Below are 15,831 nucleotides of genomic sequence, written 5' to 3'. Positions count from 1 at the left end.
CATGGCCCTTATCAATCTGCCTGCTTTTGCCGATGCGCTGCTTGCCGACTTCGAAAGCCTCGGCACGCTGCGTGTCGACACCCCGGTGATCCAGCCGGCCGAGCCTTTCCTCGCCATGGCCGGCGAGGATCTGCGCCGCCGTATCTTCATGACCGAGAGCGAGACCGGCGAGAGCCTGTGCCTGCGGCCGGAATTCACCATCCCCGTCTGTCTCCGCCATATCGAGGCGGTCACCGGAACGCCGAAGCGCTATGCCTATCTCGGCGAGGTCTTCCGCCAGCGCCGCGAAGGCGGCAACGAATTCTACCAGGCCGGCATCGAGGATCTGGGCGATACCGACACGGCGGCAGCCGATGCGCGCGCCGTCTCTGACGCGATGCGCATCGTCGCCAACCGGGTGCCGGGGCAGTCTCTCAGCGTCACGCTTGGCGACCAGGCCGTGTTTGAAGCCGTCGTCGGCGCCTGTGGCCTGCCGGCCGGATGGCAGAAGCGGTTGATCCACGCCTTCGGCGACCAGAAGCACCTGCAGAAGCTTCTGACCGAGCTTGCCCATCCGCGGACCGTCGGCGTCTTCGGCCCCGAAGTCGTGCGGCTGTCGATGGACGGCCTGCTCGAGGACGAGGAGCGTCTCGTCGCGCATGTTGCCGCAACGATGGAAGCGACCGGCTATTCGACCAATGCCAGCCGCTCGCCTGAGGACATCGCGCGCCGGCTGAAGGAAAAGATGGAGCTGGCGAACACGCGACTCGACCGCAAGACGCTGGACCATGTCGCTGCGTTCCTGGCGCTCGACGTGCCGCTTGCCGATGCGCCGGCTGCACTCTTCGCTTTCGCGCAGAAATCCGGCCTGAAGATCGATGATGCGCTCACCCGCTTCGATGCCCGTGTGTCCGCACTTTCCAAGACCGGTGCCGACATCGGCGCCATTCGCTATCGCGCGGCCTTCGGTCGCCCGCTCGACTATTACACTGGCCTTGTTTTCGAGGTCGAGCTTGCCGGCACGCATGCCGTTCTTGCCGGCGGTGGCCGCTTCGACCGGCTGCTGACCCTACTTGGCGCCCGCGAGCACATCCCGGCCGTTGGCTTCTCGCTCTGGCTCGACCGCATCGAAAAGGCGATTGCCTCTGAAGGAGGCGCTCAATGACCATCACCATCGCGCTGCCGTCCAAGGGGCGGATGAAGGATGACGCCTCGGCGATCTTCGAACGCGCCGGCCTGAAGATCGTTGCCGTCGGTAACGACCGCTCCTATCGCGGCCGCGTCGAAGGCGCCGACGACGTTGAGATCGCGTTCCTTTCGGCGTCGGAAATCTCGCGCGAACTCGGCAACGGCTCGATCGATTTCGGCGTCACCGGCGAAGACCTGGTGCGCGAGGGGCTTGCCAATGCCGACGCCCGCGTCGAATTCTGCGCCCGCCTCGGCTTCGGCCATGCCGATGTCGTCGTCGCTGTTCCGGAGATCTGGTACGACGTCGACACCATGGCCGATCTCGGTGACGTGGCCGCCGATTTCCGTGCCCGCCACGGCCGGCGTCTGGCGATCGCCACCAAGTACTGGCGGCTAACGCAAAACCATTTCTCCGGCAGCCACGGCATCCAGCTCTACCGCATCGTCGAGAGCCTTGGCGCCACCGAAGGCGCGCCGGCCTCCGGTTCGGCCGACATCATCGTCGACATCACCTCGACCGGTTCGACGCTGAAGGCAAACCACCTGAAGATCCTGACGGACGGCGTGATCCTGCGTTCAGAGGCTTGCCTCGTTCGGGCGCGCAAGGCCGCCCACGACGGTGATCCGGTCGTGGCACGAATTATCGCGGCCGTTCGTAGCGTGCTTTGACGCTGCAAGCGGGGCAGGGCGGGATCTCACGATCCCGCCGGTTACAAAAATAAAGTAGGGCCCTCAAAAGGCGCGCCCTCCACTCCTATGTAAGTCCTGCGCGCGGCGTTCCTGCCGTTTCCCGCTGTTCCGTTCCAGGAGACCTTCATGGCCGATCTGTCCGCCTTTCCGATCACCAAGCGCTGGCCGGCGAAAAACCCTGACATCATCCAGCTCTATTCGCTGCCGACGCCGAACGGCGTGAAGGTTTCGATCGCGCTCGAAGAGTTGGGCCTGCCCTACGAGCCGCACCGCATCACCTTCGATACCAACGACCAGAAGTCGCCCGAGTTCGTCTCGCTCAACCCCAACGGACGCATCCCGGCGATCATCGATCCCAACGGCCCGGATGGAAAGCCGATCGGGCTGTTCGAGTCCGGCGCGATCCTCATCTATCTCGCGGAAAAGACCGGCAAGCTGCTGCCTGCCGACGCGGCCGGCCGTTACGAAACGATCGCCTGGGTGATGTTCCAGATGGGCGGCGTCGGCCCGATGTTCGGCCAGTTCGGTCACTTCTTCAAGTTCGCCGCCGACAAGGTCGCCAACAATTCCTACCCCGTCGAGCGCTACCGTGACGAAGCCAAGCGGCTGCTCGGCGTGCTCGAAACCCGCCTTGAAGGGCGGCAATGGCTGATGGGCGACGACTACACGATCGCCGACATCGCCACCTATCCCTGGGTCGAAGGCGCGCGCAGATTCTATGGCGGCGCCGAGGTTCTGGATTACAAGAGCTTCCCGAAGGTGATGGCCTGGGTGGAGCGCGGCCTGTCGCGCCCGGCGGCTCAAAAGGGCATGGATGTGCCGCGCAAGGAATAGCAAACGGCGTGGTCTGTGCCAGAGTTGACGAAGCTCGGGCGGAAGGCTAGGCCTTGTTGTACAGTTGAATAAAGGCAGGTGGGAAGCGTGTCCGGAAGGCTTGTTGTTGTCGGTGGCGGTCAGGCCGCCTTTGCTCTGGTTGCGAAGCTCCGTGCACTGAAGGACGAGCGGCCGATTACCATCGTCGCCTCCGAAGCAAGCCTGCCTTACCAGCGCCCGCCGCTCTCCAAAAAGTATCTCCTGCGCGAGATGAGCCTCGACCGGCTGCTCTACCGGCCGGAATCCTGGTACGGCGAGCACGCTGTCGACGTGCGCCTCGAAACGACCGTGACAGGCCTGGACCGGGCCGGCAAGCGCGTGTCGCTCAGCGACGGCACGTCGCTCGACTATGAGGTGCTGGCCTTTGCCACCGGCGCCACGCCGCGCCGGCTGCCTGCCTCTGTCGGTGGCGATCTCGAGGGTGTCTTCGTCGTTCGTGACTTCAGGGACGCCGATCGCCTCGCCGAGGAGATGAAGCCCGGCCGTCGCGCGCTTGTCATCGGCGGCGGTTACATCGGTCTTGAAGCGGCAGCCGTCGCGCGCACCTGCGGGCTCGACGTCACGGTCATCGAAATGGCCGACCGCATCCTGCAGCGTGTTGCCTCATCGGCGACGTCGGGGCTCGTGCGCGACATTCATCGGGGTCGCGGCGTCGATATTCGCGAGGGTACCGGTCTCAACCGCCTCGTCGGCGACAATGGCCGTGTCACCGCAGCGGAACTCTCCGACGGCTCCGCGTTGCCGGTCGACGTCGTCATCGTCGGCATCGGCGTGACCGCCAATGATCGCCTGGCGCATGATGCCGGGCTCGAAACCGCAAACGGCATCGTCGTCGACGCACACGGCCGCACCTTAGATCCGGCGATCTTCGCGATGGGCGATTGCGCCGTTCTGCCCTTCGAGGACCTGCGCATCCGGCTGGAGTCGGTACAGAATGCCGTGGATCAGGCCGAAGCGGTCGCCGCGATCCTTGCCGGCAGCGACGCCCCTTACGAGCCCAAGCCCTGGTTCTGGTCCGACCAGTATGACGTCAAGCTGCAGATCGCCGGCTTCGGGCTCGGCCACGACGAAACGATCGTCAGGCCCGGCCAGCGCGAAGGCAGCGTGTCGGTCTGGTATTTCCGGCAGGGGCGCCTGGTGGCCGTCGATGCGATCAACGACGCCAAGGCCTATGTGACGGGCAAGAAGATGCTGGAGACCGGCGTCAACCCCGACCGGGCCGTCATCGCCGATCCGCAATCCGACCTCAAGGCGCTGCTGTCGCAAGCATAGGCGGCGAAACCACGCCAGGCAGCGCCTTTTGCAAAGTGCAACTTCAAGGCGGCTTGGTTTCAATTTTCATTAACGACGCCGCTATTGTTTTGCCGCGCAACCGGGCGGCAAAGCGACGATTTATCATTTCCTTAAATCACCTACCGGCAACACAGGTCGATTAACTGGAGGCGAGAGGTCTCGTTTCCCCGTGGTTGTTGATTTAGGCGATTGGCGATGTTCAAGGTTCTTACATGCCTGGTGGTAGAGCATAATCCCAGACTGGTCGTTTTGGCCGCACTTGTCTGCTTCCTCGCGAGCTACGGAGCAGTCACGCTGTTGCAGCGTGCTCGCGGCTCCTCGGGCAAGGCAAAAGCGATCTGGGCGACGGCGGCTGGCATCGCCAGCGGCTTCGGTATCTGGGCGACCCACTTCATCGCCATGCTGGCTTACGATCCTGGCGTCGTCCTCGGCTACCAGATGGATCTCACCGGCCTGTCGCTGGCCGTCGCGATTATCCTGACCACGACGGCGCTGTTGATCGTCACCCATGTTCAGGACCGGCTCGGCTGGATTGCCGGCGGCTTCGTTCTCGGCGGCGGCGTCGCCTGCATGCATTTCCTCGGCATGGCGGCGCTCGACGTGCCGGGCAGCATCCGCTGGGATGCGACGCTGGTCGTCACCTCCGTGGTCGTCGGCTCGCTGTTCGATATCGCCGCCCTGCGTACGATCGCCAGCATCGGCAACCGGTTGAAGGCGAAAGTCCTTGCCACCCTGCTGATGACGCTCGGGATCGTCGCGCTGCATTTCACCGCCATGGGCGCGGTCACGATCGAGGCCGACCTGCTGACGCCGACCCATGCGGGCATGATCCAGCCGCACCTGCTTGCCTTCGTCATCGCCGGCACCGCCTTCTTCCTGCTGTCGATGGTGCTGATCGCCGCCGGCTTCGCCCATCACGCCGAGCTTTCCGCCGCCGCTGCCGAACGGGAATTCGCCCGCTTCGTGCGCAGCGTGAAGGACTACGCCATCTATATGCTCGATACCGACGGCCGCGTTGCCAGCTGGAACGCCGGCGCCGAGGCTAACAAGGGCTATAAGGGCGAGGAAATCGTCGGCAAGAATTTTTCCTGCTTCTACTCGCAGGAGGATCAGCGCGATGGCGTGCCGCAGCGCGCGCTCGAGGTCGCATTGGCCGATGGCCGCTTCGAGAACGAAGGCTGGCGCTATCGCAAGGATGGATCCCGCTTCTGGGCCCATGTGGTGCTCGACCCTTTCATGGACGATGAGGGCAAGCACGCCGGCTTCATCAAGATCGTCAAAGACATCACCAAGGCGAAGCTTGACGCCGATCGCATCGCTGAGGTCAGCAACAATCTCGATGTCGCGCTCGAAAACATGTCGCAGGGCATCTGCCTGTTCGACAGCAACGACCGGCTGTTGCTATCGAACCGTCGTTGCCGCGAGATCTTCGGCTTTTCCGAGACGCTCGCCGGCAAGGGGCTGACCTTCCGCGAGATCCTCGACATCGTCTTTGCCCGCATCTACTCCGATCCGGAAATGGCGCGGACCAAGGCCGACGAGCTCTACCAGAAGCACCGCATCGAAATGGTCGGCAACGGCGGCGGCGATATCGTCGAGAAGCTGGTCAACGGCCGTTCGATCCTGACCAAGCATCGCACGCTGCCCGATGGCGGCTGGGTGAGCACCTATGAGGATATCACCGAGCGGCTGGACACCGAGGAGCAGATCACCTTCCTTGCCCGGCACGACAGCCTCACGGGCCTGCCGAACCGGCTGCAGTTCAGCAGCTACCTCGAAGAGGAGCTGGACGCAGCCGCCTGGTTCAACCGCAAGGTCGCCGTTATCGGCATCGACCTCAACAAGTTCAAGGAAGTCAACGACCTGCATGGTCACGCCGCCGGCGACTTCGTGCTGGTGACGATCGCCCAGCGCGTCAAGGGCCTTCTGCAGGAGGGCGAGTTCGTGGCGCGCCTGGGTGGCGACGAGTTCGCGGCGGTCAAGCGCTTCGAGGAACTCTCCGAGCTCAACGACTTCTTGCGCCGCATCGAAAAGAGCCTGCACGAGGAAATGCGCTTTGGCGATTTCGAGCTCAAGTCGGGCGGCAGCATGGGTGTCGCGATCTATCCGCAGGACGCGGAGACGGCCGACACGCTGATCAACAATGCCGACCTCGCCATGTACCGGGCGAAGGCTGCCCTCAACCAGACCGTCTGCTTCTACGAGGTGTCGATGGACGAGGCCGCCCGCCAGCGGCGCGCGCTTGCTAACGATCTCTGGGACGCGGTGGAGAAGAAGCAGCTTGCCTTGCACTACCAGGTGCAGAAGTCTGTGATGACCGGAGCCGTCATCGGCTACGAGGTGCTCCTGCGCTGGAGCCATCCGGAACGCGGCATGGTGCCTCCGAGCGAGTTCATCCCGCTTGCCGAGGAGTGCGGCGCGATCCTGCCGATCGGCGAATGGGTGCTGCGCGAAGCCTGCCGCGAGGCGGCGGGCTGGGAGAGCAGCCACAAGATTGCGGTCAACCTCTCGCCGGTCCAGCTTGCCAATGGCGACATCGTCAGCCTGGTGCAGGACGTGCTTGCCGAGACGGGTCTCGACCCGAACCGGCTGGAGCTCGAAATTACGGAATCGACGATCATCGACGACAAGGAGCGGGCGCTGCTGACGCTGCGCCAGATCAAGGAACTCGGCGTCACTATCGCGATCGACGACTTCGGCACCGGCTACTCGTCGCTCGAGACGCTGCGCTCCTTCCCCTTCGACAAGATCAAGCTCGACCGGAGCTTCATGTGGGAAGTGGAGGGCAGCCCGCAGGCCAAGGCGATCGTGCGCGCCATTCTTGCACTCGGCCAGAGCCTGTCCGTGCCGATTCTTGCCGAAGGCGTCGAGACGCAGAAGCAGCTCGATATCCTGCAGGCCGAGGGCTGCGATGAGGCGCAGGGCTATCTGCTCGGCCGCCCGGCGCCGATGGCGGTGCTCTTCACGGGCAAGGACGACGCGGCGGCCGCCTGAGCCGTACGTCCGCGTCTCTGCCGCACGCTTTCACCGCAGTCGCCCACCGGGGCGGTTGCGACGGCCATGCATGTGATCAGGGATTATCTACACCCGTGCGCGGGCGAGGGCGGGCCTACTGGCGCAGCAGCGCGCGGCCCGCGACTTCCACGAGAAAGCGTGGGAAGAAAAAGATGCCGGTGATCATGCCGGAATAGCGCTGTTCGAGGCCGGAAGATTCACCGATGCAGAACAGCGGCTGCTTCTGGCCGGATTCCTCCAGCGCGATCGTCGTCGAAAAGCAAAAGGACGAGCAGCTCGTTGCCGCTTGCTCGAACAGTTCGAGCACGTGGTTGCGATCGGCCGGATCGTAGCAGCGAACGAAGTTCAGAAGGCCGCACTCCCCGTCTCGCAGGCCATGGATGGCGGCCGCCTTCTCGCCGAGGCGGAACAGGCCCGTCGACAGATCGCCGGACCATCCCTCGGAAACGCAAAACTGCTCCATGAATTCATGATGCGGAAGGCCGGGATGCGGCTGTCCCGGAACGCCGAGGGGAGCGGAATTTGCTCTGGTGATCTTAAACACGGTCTACCCCAGCAGAGTTCCCGGAGCCGCCTTCGGCGCCTCAGGGAAACACGTCCCAATGTGCAAACAGCGCCCGACATGACCAATACGAGAGCGCACGCCACATGGTGTGGGTGTTTTCTCAAGTAGAAAGGTCGATAGATGGTAGTGGATCTCGCCGGCGAACTTATGTCGAAGGAGAGTGTCGGCTTAATTTGCGATTAAATACTTTTATTCTTTAGGTATAGTCTCGAAGAATTTCCGGATGGGCAGCGAATACGAAAAAGCCCCGGCGATTGCCCGCCTGCCTCACGTGTGCCGCCCAGTCTCCCCTCAATCTTCGCTCACTTGGGGCGCTGTTATAGTTCGTTTTTTTTCGACTTCAACGGTTTTTTGAAGCCTGACTACAACCGATGGGTTTTTTCCTGCCGACTGTTCGGCAGATGCTTTACCGGCGATGAATGGCATTGATAAAAAACAAGAAAGGCGACCCGAAGGCCGCCTTTCCGATCCGGATGGATCAGTGCTGCGATAAGGCTGTCGCCGTTATCACATCATGTCCATGCCGCCCGTTCAGCGCGCTTGACGCGCTGAACCACTTTAAGTGCATGGGCGAAGCTTTATGGACGATGCTGCGATAAGGCTGTCGCCGTTATCACATCATGTCCATGCCGCCCGTTCAGCGCGCTTGACGCGCTGAACCACTTTAAGTGCATGGGCGAAGCTTTATGGACGATGCTGCGATAAGGCTGTCGCCGTTATCACATCATGTCCATGCCGCCCATGCCGCCCATGCCGCCAGGCATGCCAGCCGGGGCGTCCTTCTTCGGCAGTTCGGCAATCATGGCTTCCGTCGTGACGAGGAGGCCAGCAACCGAAGCTGCGTCCTGAAGGGCGGTGCGAACGACCTTGACCGGGTCGATGATGCCCATGGCAATCATGTCGCCGTATTCGCCGGTCTGGGCGTTGTAGCCGAAGTTGTCCTGGTCCTTGTCGAGGATCTTGCCGACAACGATCGAAGCTTCGTCACCAGCGTTCTCTGCGATCTGGCGGGCCGGAGCCTGCAGAGCGCGACGAACGATGTTGATGCCGGCTTCCTGGTCGTCGTTGACACCCTTGACGGTGATCTTGACGGAAGAACGCAGCAGGGCAACGCCGCCGCCCGGTACGATGCCTTCCTGAACAGCAGCGCGCGTCGCGTTGAGAGCGTCGTCGATGCGGTCCTTCTTTTCCTTGACTTCAACTTCCGTCGAGCCGCCAACGCGGATCACGGCAACGCCGCCAGCGAGCTTGGCAAGACGTTCCTGCAGCTTTTCGCGGTCGTAGTCAGAAGTGGTTTCTTCGATCTGAGCCTTGATCTGGGCAACGCGGCCTTCGATGTCGCTCTTCTGGCCGGAACCGTCGACGATCGTCGTGTTTTCCTTGGAGATCGAAACCTTCTTCGCACGGCCGAGCATGTCGAGCGTGACGTTTTCGAGCTTGATGCCGAGGTCTTCCGAGATCACGGTACCACCGGTCAGGATGGCGATGTCTTCGAGCATGGCCTTGCGGCGATCGCCGAAGCCCGGAGCCTTGACAGCAGCGATCTTGAGGCCGCCACGCAGCTTGTTAACGACGAGCGTAGCAAGAGCTTCGCCTTCGACGTCTTCAGCGATGATGAGCAGCGGCTTGCCGGTCTGAACGACAGCTTCGAGAACCGGGAGCATGGCCTGCAGGTTCGAGAGCTTCTTCTCGTGGAGGAGAACGAAGACGTCGTCGAGGTCAGCGACCATCTTTTCCGGGTTGGTGACGAAGTAGGGCGACAGGTAGCCGCGGTCGAACTGCATGCCTTCGACGACTTCGAGTTCGGTTTCGGCGGTCTTGGCTTCTTCAACCGTGATGACGCCTTCGTTGCCGACCTTCTGCATTGCTTCAGCAATGTCGAGGCCGATCTGACGCTCGCCGTTAGCCGAGATCGTGCCGACCTGTGCAACTTCTTCCGAAGTGTTGATCTTCTTGGCCTTGGCCTGGAGATCCTTGACGACTTCGCCGACAGCGAGGTCGATACCGCGCTTCAGGTCCATCGGGTTCATGCCGGCAGCAACAGCCTTGGCGCCTTCGCGAACGATCGCCTGGGCCAGAACGGTTGCAGTCGTGGTGCCGTCGCCGGCGATGTCGTTGGTCTTCGAAGCAACTTCGCGGACCATCTGGGCGCCCATGTTTTCGAACTTGTCTTCGAGTTCGATTTCCTTGGCGACCGATACGCCGTCCTTGGTGATGCGCGGAGCGCCGAAGGACTTGTCGATGATGACGTTACGACCCTTCGGGCCGAGCGTGACCTTTACGGCGTCAGCGAGGATGTCGACGCCACGCAGCATCTTTTCGCGCGCGGTGCGGCCGAACTTGATTTCTTTTGCAGCCATTAGAGAACTCCCGGGCTCATTGCCCATTGGTTGTCATGAAAAGGGTGGACGACGGCTGGATCAGCCGATGATGCCCATGATGTCGGCTTCCTTCATGATCAGAAGGTCTTCGCCGTTGATCTTGACTTCGGTGCCCGACCACTTGCCGAACAGAACGCGGTCGCCAGCCTTGACGTCGAGAGCGACAACCTTGCCGCTTTCGTCACGGGCGCCCGAACCGACGGCGACGATTTCGCCTTCCTGCGGCTTTTCCTTGGCGGTGTCCGGAATGATGATCCCGCCCTTGGTCTTCTCTTCAGACTCGACGCGGCGAACGACAACGCGGTCGTGCAGCGGGCGGAAGTTGGTGCTTGCCATTAGTCTAATCCCTCGATCAAATGACACTACGGATCGCAGATGGACCCGATGGATGGGTGTTAGCACTCTTGTTTATCGAGTGCTAGCGATGCCGAGATAAGCTTGGGTATGGGGTGAGTCAAGGATCGGCGCCTAGATTTTTTGCTGGCGGCGGTTGCCTTGGGTGGGCGCAGCAGGCGAGAGCGTAGGCAGCCTAGCCTCATTCTTGGCGAAATCTAGGCGATCGCGTCGATGAATGGCATCGGCCGGATTTTGATGGTTGATAACCACGACAAGGTGCTTCTGCGTGGGCGGGCGGCGTCTGCAATGCATTTTTTCCTGGCTCTCGACACGGCCGGAATCCTTGGGAAGGGGCGCCTTTTTCGGGAGACGAGACTTGTAATCTCCTGCCTTCCTTGCCATGCAAGCCGGAAACCGTGTTTGCAGGAAGCCAGAATGGCCGCAAGGATCAACAGTTTTCGCGAAATCGCCAAGCGCTACGATGTCGTTCTGTGCGACGTCTGGGGCGTTCTTCACAACGGCGTGCAGGCTTTCGCCTCCGCCTGTGAAGCATTGGCCGAGGCGCGTGCCGCCGGGCTGACCGTCGTACTCATCACCAATTCGCCGCGCCCGAGCCCGATGGTGAAGGTGCAGATCCGCAGCCTCGGCGTGCCCGACGAAGCCTATGACCGGATCGTCACCTCGGGCGACGTGACCCGGGCTCTGATCGCTGCCGCCGACAAGAAGATCTTCTTCATCGGAGCCGAGCGCGACCTGCCGCTGCTCGAGGGCCTGGGGACGCAGATCGTTTCCTCGGAAGATGCCGAGACGGTCGTCTGCGCCGGCTTCTATGACGACGAGACCGAAACGCCCGAGCATTACCGCGCGACCCTGACGGGCCTTGCCAAGCGCAAGATCCCGTTCATCTGTGCCAATCCCGACCTCGTCGTCGAGCGCGGCCACCGGCTGATCCCTTGCGCCGGCGCGATTGCCAAGCTCTACGAGGAACTCGGCGGCGAGGCGCGCATTGCCGGTAAGCCCTACATCGCGATTTACCGCGCCGCCCTCGGCGAGGCGAAGGCCGCGCGCGGACCGATTGACCTCACCCGCGTCATCGCTGTCGGTGACGGCATGCCGACGGACGTCAAGGGTGCGCAGGATGCGGGCCTGGATCTGCTCTATATCAGCGCCGGTATCCACGCCCAGGAATACATGAACGAAAGCCGGACCGACGAGGCGAAGCTTGCCGCCTTCCTCAAGAAGGAGGGCGCCTCGCCTAAATATTGGATGCCACGGCTCGCCTGACGGGAAGATGGAGATGACGGTTTTTCATCGCAACGAGACCCGTGATCCGCTTCCGGAGCACTTGCGCGGCGGTGTCGTCGCCATCGGCAATTTCGACGGCGTGCACCGTGGTCACCAGTCGGTTCTCAATCGGGCGCTGGAAGAGGCGAAGTCGCGCGGCGTGCCGGCGCTCGTGCTCACTTTCGAACCGCATCCGCGAACCGTCTTCCGCCCGGACACGCCTGTCTTCCGGCTGACGCCGGCGCCGTTGAAGGCGCGCATCCTCGAAGGCATGGGCTTCGGCGCCGTCATCGAATATCCCTTCGATCGCACCTTCTCGCAGCTTTCCGCGTCGGACTTCATCCATCGCATCCTGCTCGAATGGCTCCATGCCTCGCATGTGGTGACCGGTTTCGACTTTCATTTCGGCAAGGGTCGCGAGGGTGGCCCTGCGTTTCTGATGGCGGCGGGCGGCGATAACGGATTTGGCGTGACGCTGGTCGACGCCTTCCGTGATGAAAATGCGTCCGTCATCTCGTCGAGCTACGTCCGCGCGTTGCTCGGCGAGGGCGATGTCGCGCAGGCCGCCGGCATGCTCGGCTACCGTTATCTCGTCGAAGCCGAGGTGATTGGCGGCAAGAAGCTCGGCCGCGAACTCGGTTTTCCCACCGCCAATATGCGGCTCGCGCCCGAGGTGGAGCTTCGGCCCGGCATTTATGCCGTGCGTTTCCGTCGCGCCGACGGCTCGCTCTACGACGGCGTCGCGAGCTTCGGCCGCCGGCCGACAGTCGACAGCGACGGCGAGCCGCTGCTCGAAACCTTCGTCTTCGATTTCTCCGGCGATCTCTATGGCGAGGTCTGCGCCGTCACCTTCTTCGGTCACCTGCGCGACGAACTGAAATTCGATGGCCTCGATGCGCTCGTTGCGCAGATCCGTCAGGACGAGGCCGAAGCCCGCGCGCTGCTTTCCGGCGTCACGCCGCTCGGCGACATCGACCGCAGGCTCAACTTCGCCCGATAAAAGATTTCGGTCTTCGCGCGGCGGCGGACCTTTTCAAAAGGCGAAAAACGCCTTAAACAACCGGCCACCATGACCCGGCACCGTCGATTGATCATCGATCAGCGAATTATTGGCCCGGCCTTCCGCGTGCTGTGATCAGCCGGAAGGTCCGGGATTTCGGCGTTTCCGACGCCCCAGTCATCTCTCGATACCGAGCCCATTTCGTATGCGCGGCCGTTCGCGCGAAGAAGCGATTGCAAAAACCATGACCGACACCGCTGAAAAGATCGACTATTCCTCGTCCCTTTATCTGCCGCAGACGGAGTTCCCGATGCGCGCAGGCCTGCCGCAGAAGGAGCCGGAAACGGTGGCCCGCTGGCAGAAGATGGGCCTTTACAAGAAGCTACGCGCGTCGGCTGCCGGCCGCGACAAGTTCGTGCTGCACGACGGTCCTCCCTACGCCAACGGCAACATCCACATCGGCCACGCGCTGAACAAGATCCTCAAGGACGTCATCAACCGCTCGTTCCAGATGCGCGGCTTCGACGCCAACTACGTGCCCGGTTGGGACTGCCACGGTCTGCCGATCGAGTGGAAGATCGAGGAGAAGTATCGCGAGAAGGGCCAGAACAAGGACGAGGTTCCTGTCAACGAGTTCCGCCAGGAATGCCGTGACTTCGCCGCCGGCTGGATCCAGGTCCAGGCCGAGGAGTTCAAGCGTCTCGGCATCGAGGGCGACTTCGACAATCCCTACACGACGATGAACTTCCACGCCGAAGCGCGCATCGCCGGCGAACTGATGAAGATCGCCAAGCTCGGCCAGCTCTATCGCGGCTCGAAGCCGGTCATGTGGTCGGTCGTCGAGCGCACGGCACTGGCCGAAGCCGAAGTCGAATACGCCGATATCGAAAGCGACATGATCTGGGTGAAGTTCCCGGTCACCGAAGGTCCCGACAGCCTTGCCGGCACCTTCGTCGTGATCTGGACGACCACGCCCTGGACCATCCCCGGCAACCGCGCCATCGCCTATTCCTCGCGTTATGCCTACGGTCTCTATGAGGTGGCGACCGCCGAGAACGACTTCGGTCCGCAGCCGGGCGAGAAGCTGATCTTTGCCAAGCGCCTGGCAGACGAGTCCGCCGCCAAGGCCAAGCTCACCTTCAACTTCGTTCGCGACCTTGAGGCCGACGAACTGTCGTCCGTGACCTGCGCCCATCCGCTGCACGGTCTGGGCGGTGGCTACGCCTTCAAGGTGCCGTTGCTCGACGGCGACCACGTCACCGACGATGCCGGCACCGGCTTCGTGCACACGGCCCCGAGCCACGGTCGCGAGGACTTTGACGCCTGGATGGACAATGCCCGCGCGCTCGAAGCCCGCGGCATCTCCTCGGCGATCCCGTTCACGGTCGACGACGCCGGCTACTTCACCGCTGACGCCCACGGCTTCGGCCCGGACGCCGAAGGTGGCGCCGGCCGCGTCATCGACGACAAGGGCAAGAAGGGCGACGCCAACGATCGCGTCATCAAGGCGCTGATCGCCCGCCACGCGCTCTTTGCCCGCGGCCGCCTGAAGCACTCCTATCCGCATTCCTGGCGCTCGAAGAAGCCGGTGATCTTCCGCAACACGCCGCAATGGTTCGTCTACATGGACAAGGCCTTCGGCGACGGCACGACGCTGCGTTCGCGCGCACTGTCTGCGATCGACGACACCCGCTTCGTTCCGGGTGCCGGCCAGAACCGTCTGCGCGCGATGATCGAAGGCCGTCCGGACTGGGTGCTCTCGCGCCAGCGCGCCTGGGGCGTGCCGATCGCGATCTTTGCCGACGACCAGGGCGAGATCCTGATCGACGAGGCCGTCAACGCCCGCATCCTCGATGCGTTCGAACTGGAAGGCGCCGATGCCTGGTTCGCCGAAGGCGCCAAGGATCGCTTCCTTGGCAACGACCACGATCATGCCAAGTGGCACCAGGTCATGGACATCCTCGACGTGTGGTTCGACAGCGGTTCGACCCACACCTTCACGCTCGAAGACCGTCCTGATCTGAAGTGGCCGGCCGACGTCTATCTCGAAGGTTCGGACCAGCATCGCGGCTGGTTCCATTCTTCGCTGCTCGAGGCCTGCGCCACGCGCGGCCGCGCACCCTACAACGCCGTTGTCACCCATGGCTTCACCATGGATGAGAAGGGCGAGAAGATGTCGAAGTCCAAGGGCAACACGGTCACCCCGCAAGAGGTGATGAAGGATGCGGGCGCCGACATCCTGCGCCTCTGGGTGATGACGACGGACTATTGGGAAGATCAGCGCCTCGGCAAGACGATCATCCAGACCAACATCGACGCCTATCGCAAGCTGCGCAACACGATCCGCTGGATGCTCGGCACGCTCGCCCACGACAAGGGCGAAGAGATTGCCTATGCCGAGATGCCGGAACTCGAAAAGCTGATGCTGCATCGCCTGGCCGAGCTCGACCAGGTCGTGCGCGAAGGCTACGACGCCTTCGACTTCAAGAAGATCGCCCGCGCGCTGATCGATTTCTCGAATGTCGAGCTCTCGGCCTTCTATTTCGACGTTCGCAAGGATGCGCTCTACTGCGACGCGCCGTCGAGCCTGCGCCGGCGCTCGGCTCTCGCCGTCATCCGCAAGCTCTTCGATTGCCTCGTGCTGTGGCTGGCGCCGATGGTGCCCTTCACCACGGAAGAGGCCTGGCTGTCGCGCAAGCCCGATGCGGTCTCGGTGCATCTCGAACAGTTCCCGGCGATCCCCGCGGAATGGAAGAACGATGCGCTCGAAGCCAAGTGGGAAAAGATCCGCGCGGTCCGCACCGTCGTCACCGGCGCGCTCGAGATCGAGCGCAAGGACAAGCGCATCGGCTCGTCGCTGGAGGCGGCACCGGTCGTCCACGTCGCCGATCCGGAGCTGTTGAAGGCGCTGGAAGGCCAGGACTTCGCCGAGATCTGCATCACCTCGGGGATCACCGTCGAAGCCACCGAAGGTCCGGCCGACGCGTTCCGCCTCGCCGAAGTGGCCAAGGTCAGCGTCGTGCCGAAACTTGCCGAAGGTCAGAAATGCGCCCGCTCCTGGCGGATCACGACCGACGTCGGTTCCGACGCACTCTACCCGGACGTTTCCGCCCGGGATGCCGCTGCCTTGCGCGAGCTTGGTTTCAAGGCTTAACGCATTGTTACCGGATGAATTGCACTCCTTGCGTTCATCCGGTAAAACCTGCCCGAAATTTGGCGGATTTCTC

The 15,831-nt window shown here is 62.7% G+C and carries 11 protein-coding genes; 8 read left to right on the top strand and 3 right to left on the bottom strand.

What is annotated here, in order from left to right:
* Nucleotide 1 precedes the first annotated feature (1 nt).
* The 5 genes from JVX98_RS18380 (at nt 2) to JVX98_RS18360 (ending at nt 7,017) form a co-directional block, all read left to right on the top strand.
* Entirely contained in the window at nt 2-1,144 is a 1,143-nt protein-coding gene (locus tag JVX98_RS18380; protein ID WP_205237035.1) for an ATP phosphoribosyltransferase regulatory subunit, read from the top strand.
* A complete protein-coding gene (hisG, locus tag JVX98_RS18375) occupies nt 1,141-1,836 on the top strand; it encodes an ATP phosphoribosyltransferase (RefSeq protein WP_192447686.1) in 696 nt (231 codons plus the stop codon). The genes JVX98_RS18380 and hisG overlap by 4 nt, the downstream gene beginning before the upstream one ends.
* Before the next feature lie 147 nt (nt 1,837-1,983).
* Nucleotides 1,984-2,691, top strand: a complete 708-nt coding sequence (locus tag JVX98_RS18370) for a glutathione binding-like protein (RefSeq protein ID WP_205237034.1) — start codon at nt 1,984-1,986, stop codon at nt 2,689-2,691.
* An 87-nt stretch (nt 2,692-2,778) separates the two neighbouring features.
* The gene (locus tag JVX98_RS18365; protein ID WP_205237033.1) at nt 2,779-4,002 is read left to right on the top strand and encodes an NAD(P)/FAD-dependent oxidoreductase; all 1,224 of its coding nucleotides are present in this window, start codon (nt 2,779-2,781) and stop codon (nt 4,000-4,002) included.
* 216 nt (nt 4,003-4,218) lie between these two features.
* Nucleotides 4,219-7,017, top strand: a complete 2,799-nt coding sequence (locus tag JVX98_RS18360; RefSeq protein WP_205237032.1) for an EAL domain-containing protein — start codon at nt 4,219-4,221, stop codon at nt 7,015-7,017.
* A 115-nt stretch (nt 7,018-7,132) separates the two neighbouring features.
* Here the strand turns inward: JVX98_RS18360 and JVX98_RS18355 are convergent, their stop codons facing one another.
* The 3 genes from JVX98_RS18355 to groES all read right to left on the bottom strand — a co-directional run bounded on the left by JVX98_RS18355 (nt 7,133) and on the right by groES (nt 10,320).
* Nucleotides 7,133-7,582, bottom strand: a complete 450-nt coding sequence (locus tag JVX98_RS18355; protein WP_043618371.1) for a hypothetical protein — start codon at nt 7,580-7,582, stop codon at nt 7,133-7,135.
* Nucleotides 7,583-8,322: 740 nt separating this feature from the next.
* Nucleotides 8,323-9,963 carry a chaperonin GroEL gene (groL, locus tag JVX98_RS18350; RefSeq protein WP_192447678.1) on the bottom strand — a complete coding sequence of 547 codons (1,641 nt, stop codon included), beginning with the start codon at nt 9,961-9,963 and terminating at the stop codon, nt 8,323-8,325.
* Between the two features lie 60 nt (nt 9,964-10,023).
* Complete coding sequence (gene groES / locus JVX98_RS18345; RefSeq protein ID WP_004675403.1) at nt 10,024-10,320, bottom strand: co-chaperone GroES; 297 nt, start codon at nt 10,318-10,320, stop codon at nt 10,024-10,026.
* Nucleotides 10,321-10,755: 435 nt separating this feature from the next.
* Here groES and JVX98_RS18340 point away from each other — a divergent pair, with 435 nt between their 5' ends.
* The 3 genes from JVX98_RS18340 to ileS all read left to right on the top strand — a co-directional run bounded on the left by JVX98_RS18340 (nt 10,756) and on the right by ileS (nt 15,758).
* Entirely contained in the window at nt 10,756-11,604 is an 849-nt protein-coding gene (locus tag JVX98_RS18340; protein ID WP_192447677.1) for a TIGR01459 family HAD-type hydrolase, read from the top strand.
* Between the two features lie 13 nt (nt 11,605-11,617).
* On the top strand, nt 11,618-12,604 hold the full coding sequence (locus JVX98_RS18335) for a bifunctional riboflavin kinase/FAD synthetase (RefSeq protein WP_205239397.1): 987 nt from the start codon (nt 11,618-11,620) through the stop codon (nt 12,602-12,604).
* Nucleotides 12,605-12,848: 244 nt separating this feature from the next.
* Nucleotides 12,849-15,758: an isoleucine--tRNA ligase gene (gene ileS, locus JVX98_RS18330; protein WP_192447673.1), complete on the top strand. Its 2,910-nt coding sequence runs from the start codon at nt 12,849-12,851 to the stop codon at nt 15,756-15,758.
* Nucleotides 15,759-15,831 lie beyond the last annotated feature (73 nt).

It is taken from the genome of Ensifer sp. PDNC004 (genome assembly GCF_016919405.1).
Classification (GTDB): domain Bacteria; phylum Pseudomonadota; class Alphaproteobacteria; order Rhizobiales; family Rhizobiaceae; genus Ensifer.
The sequence above is the reverse complement of the archived record's forward strand: the minus strand, read 5'-3'. Positions and strand labels throughout refer to the sequence as shown.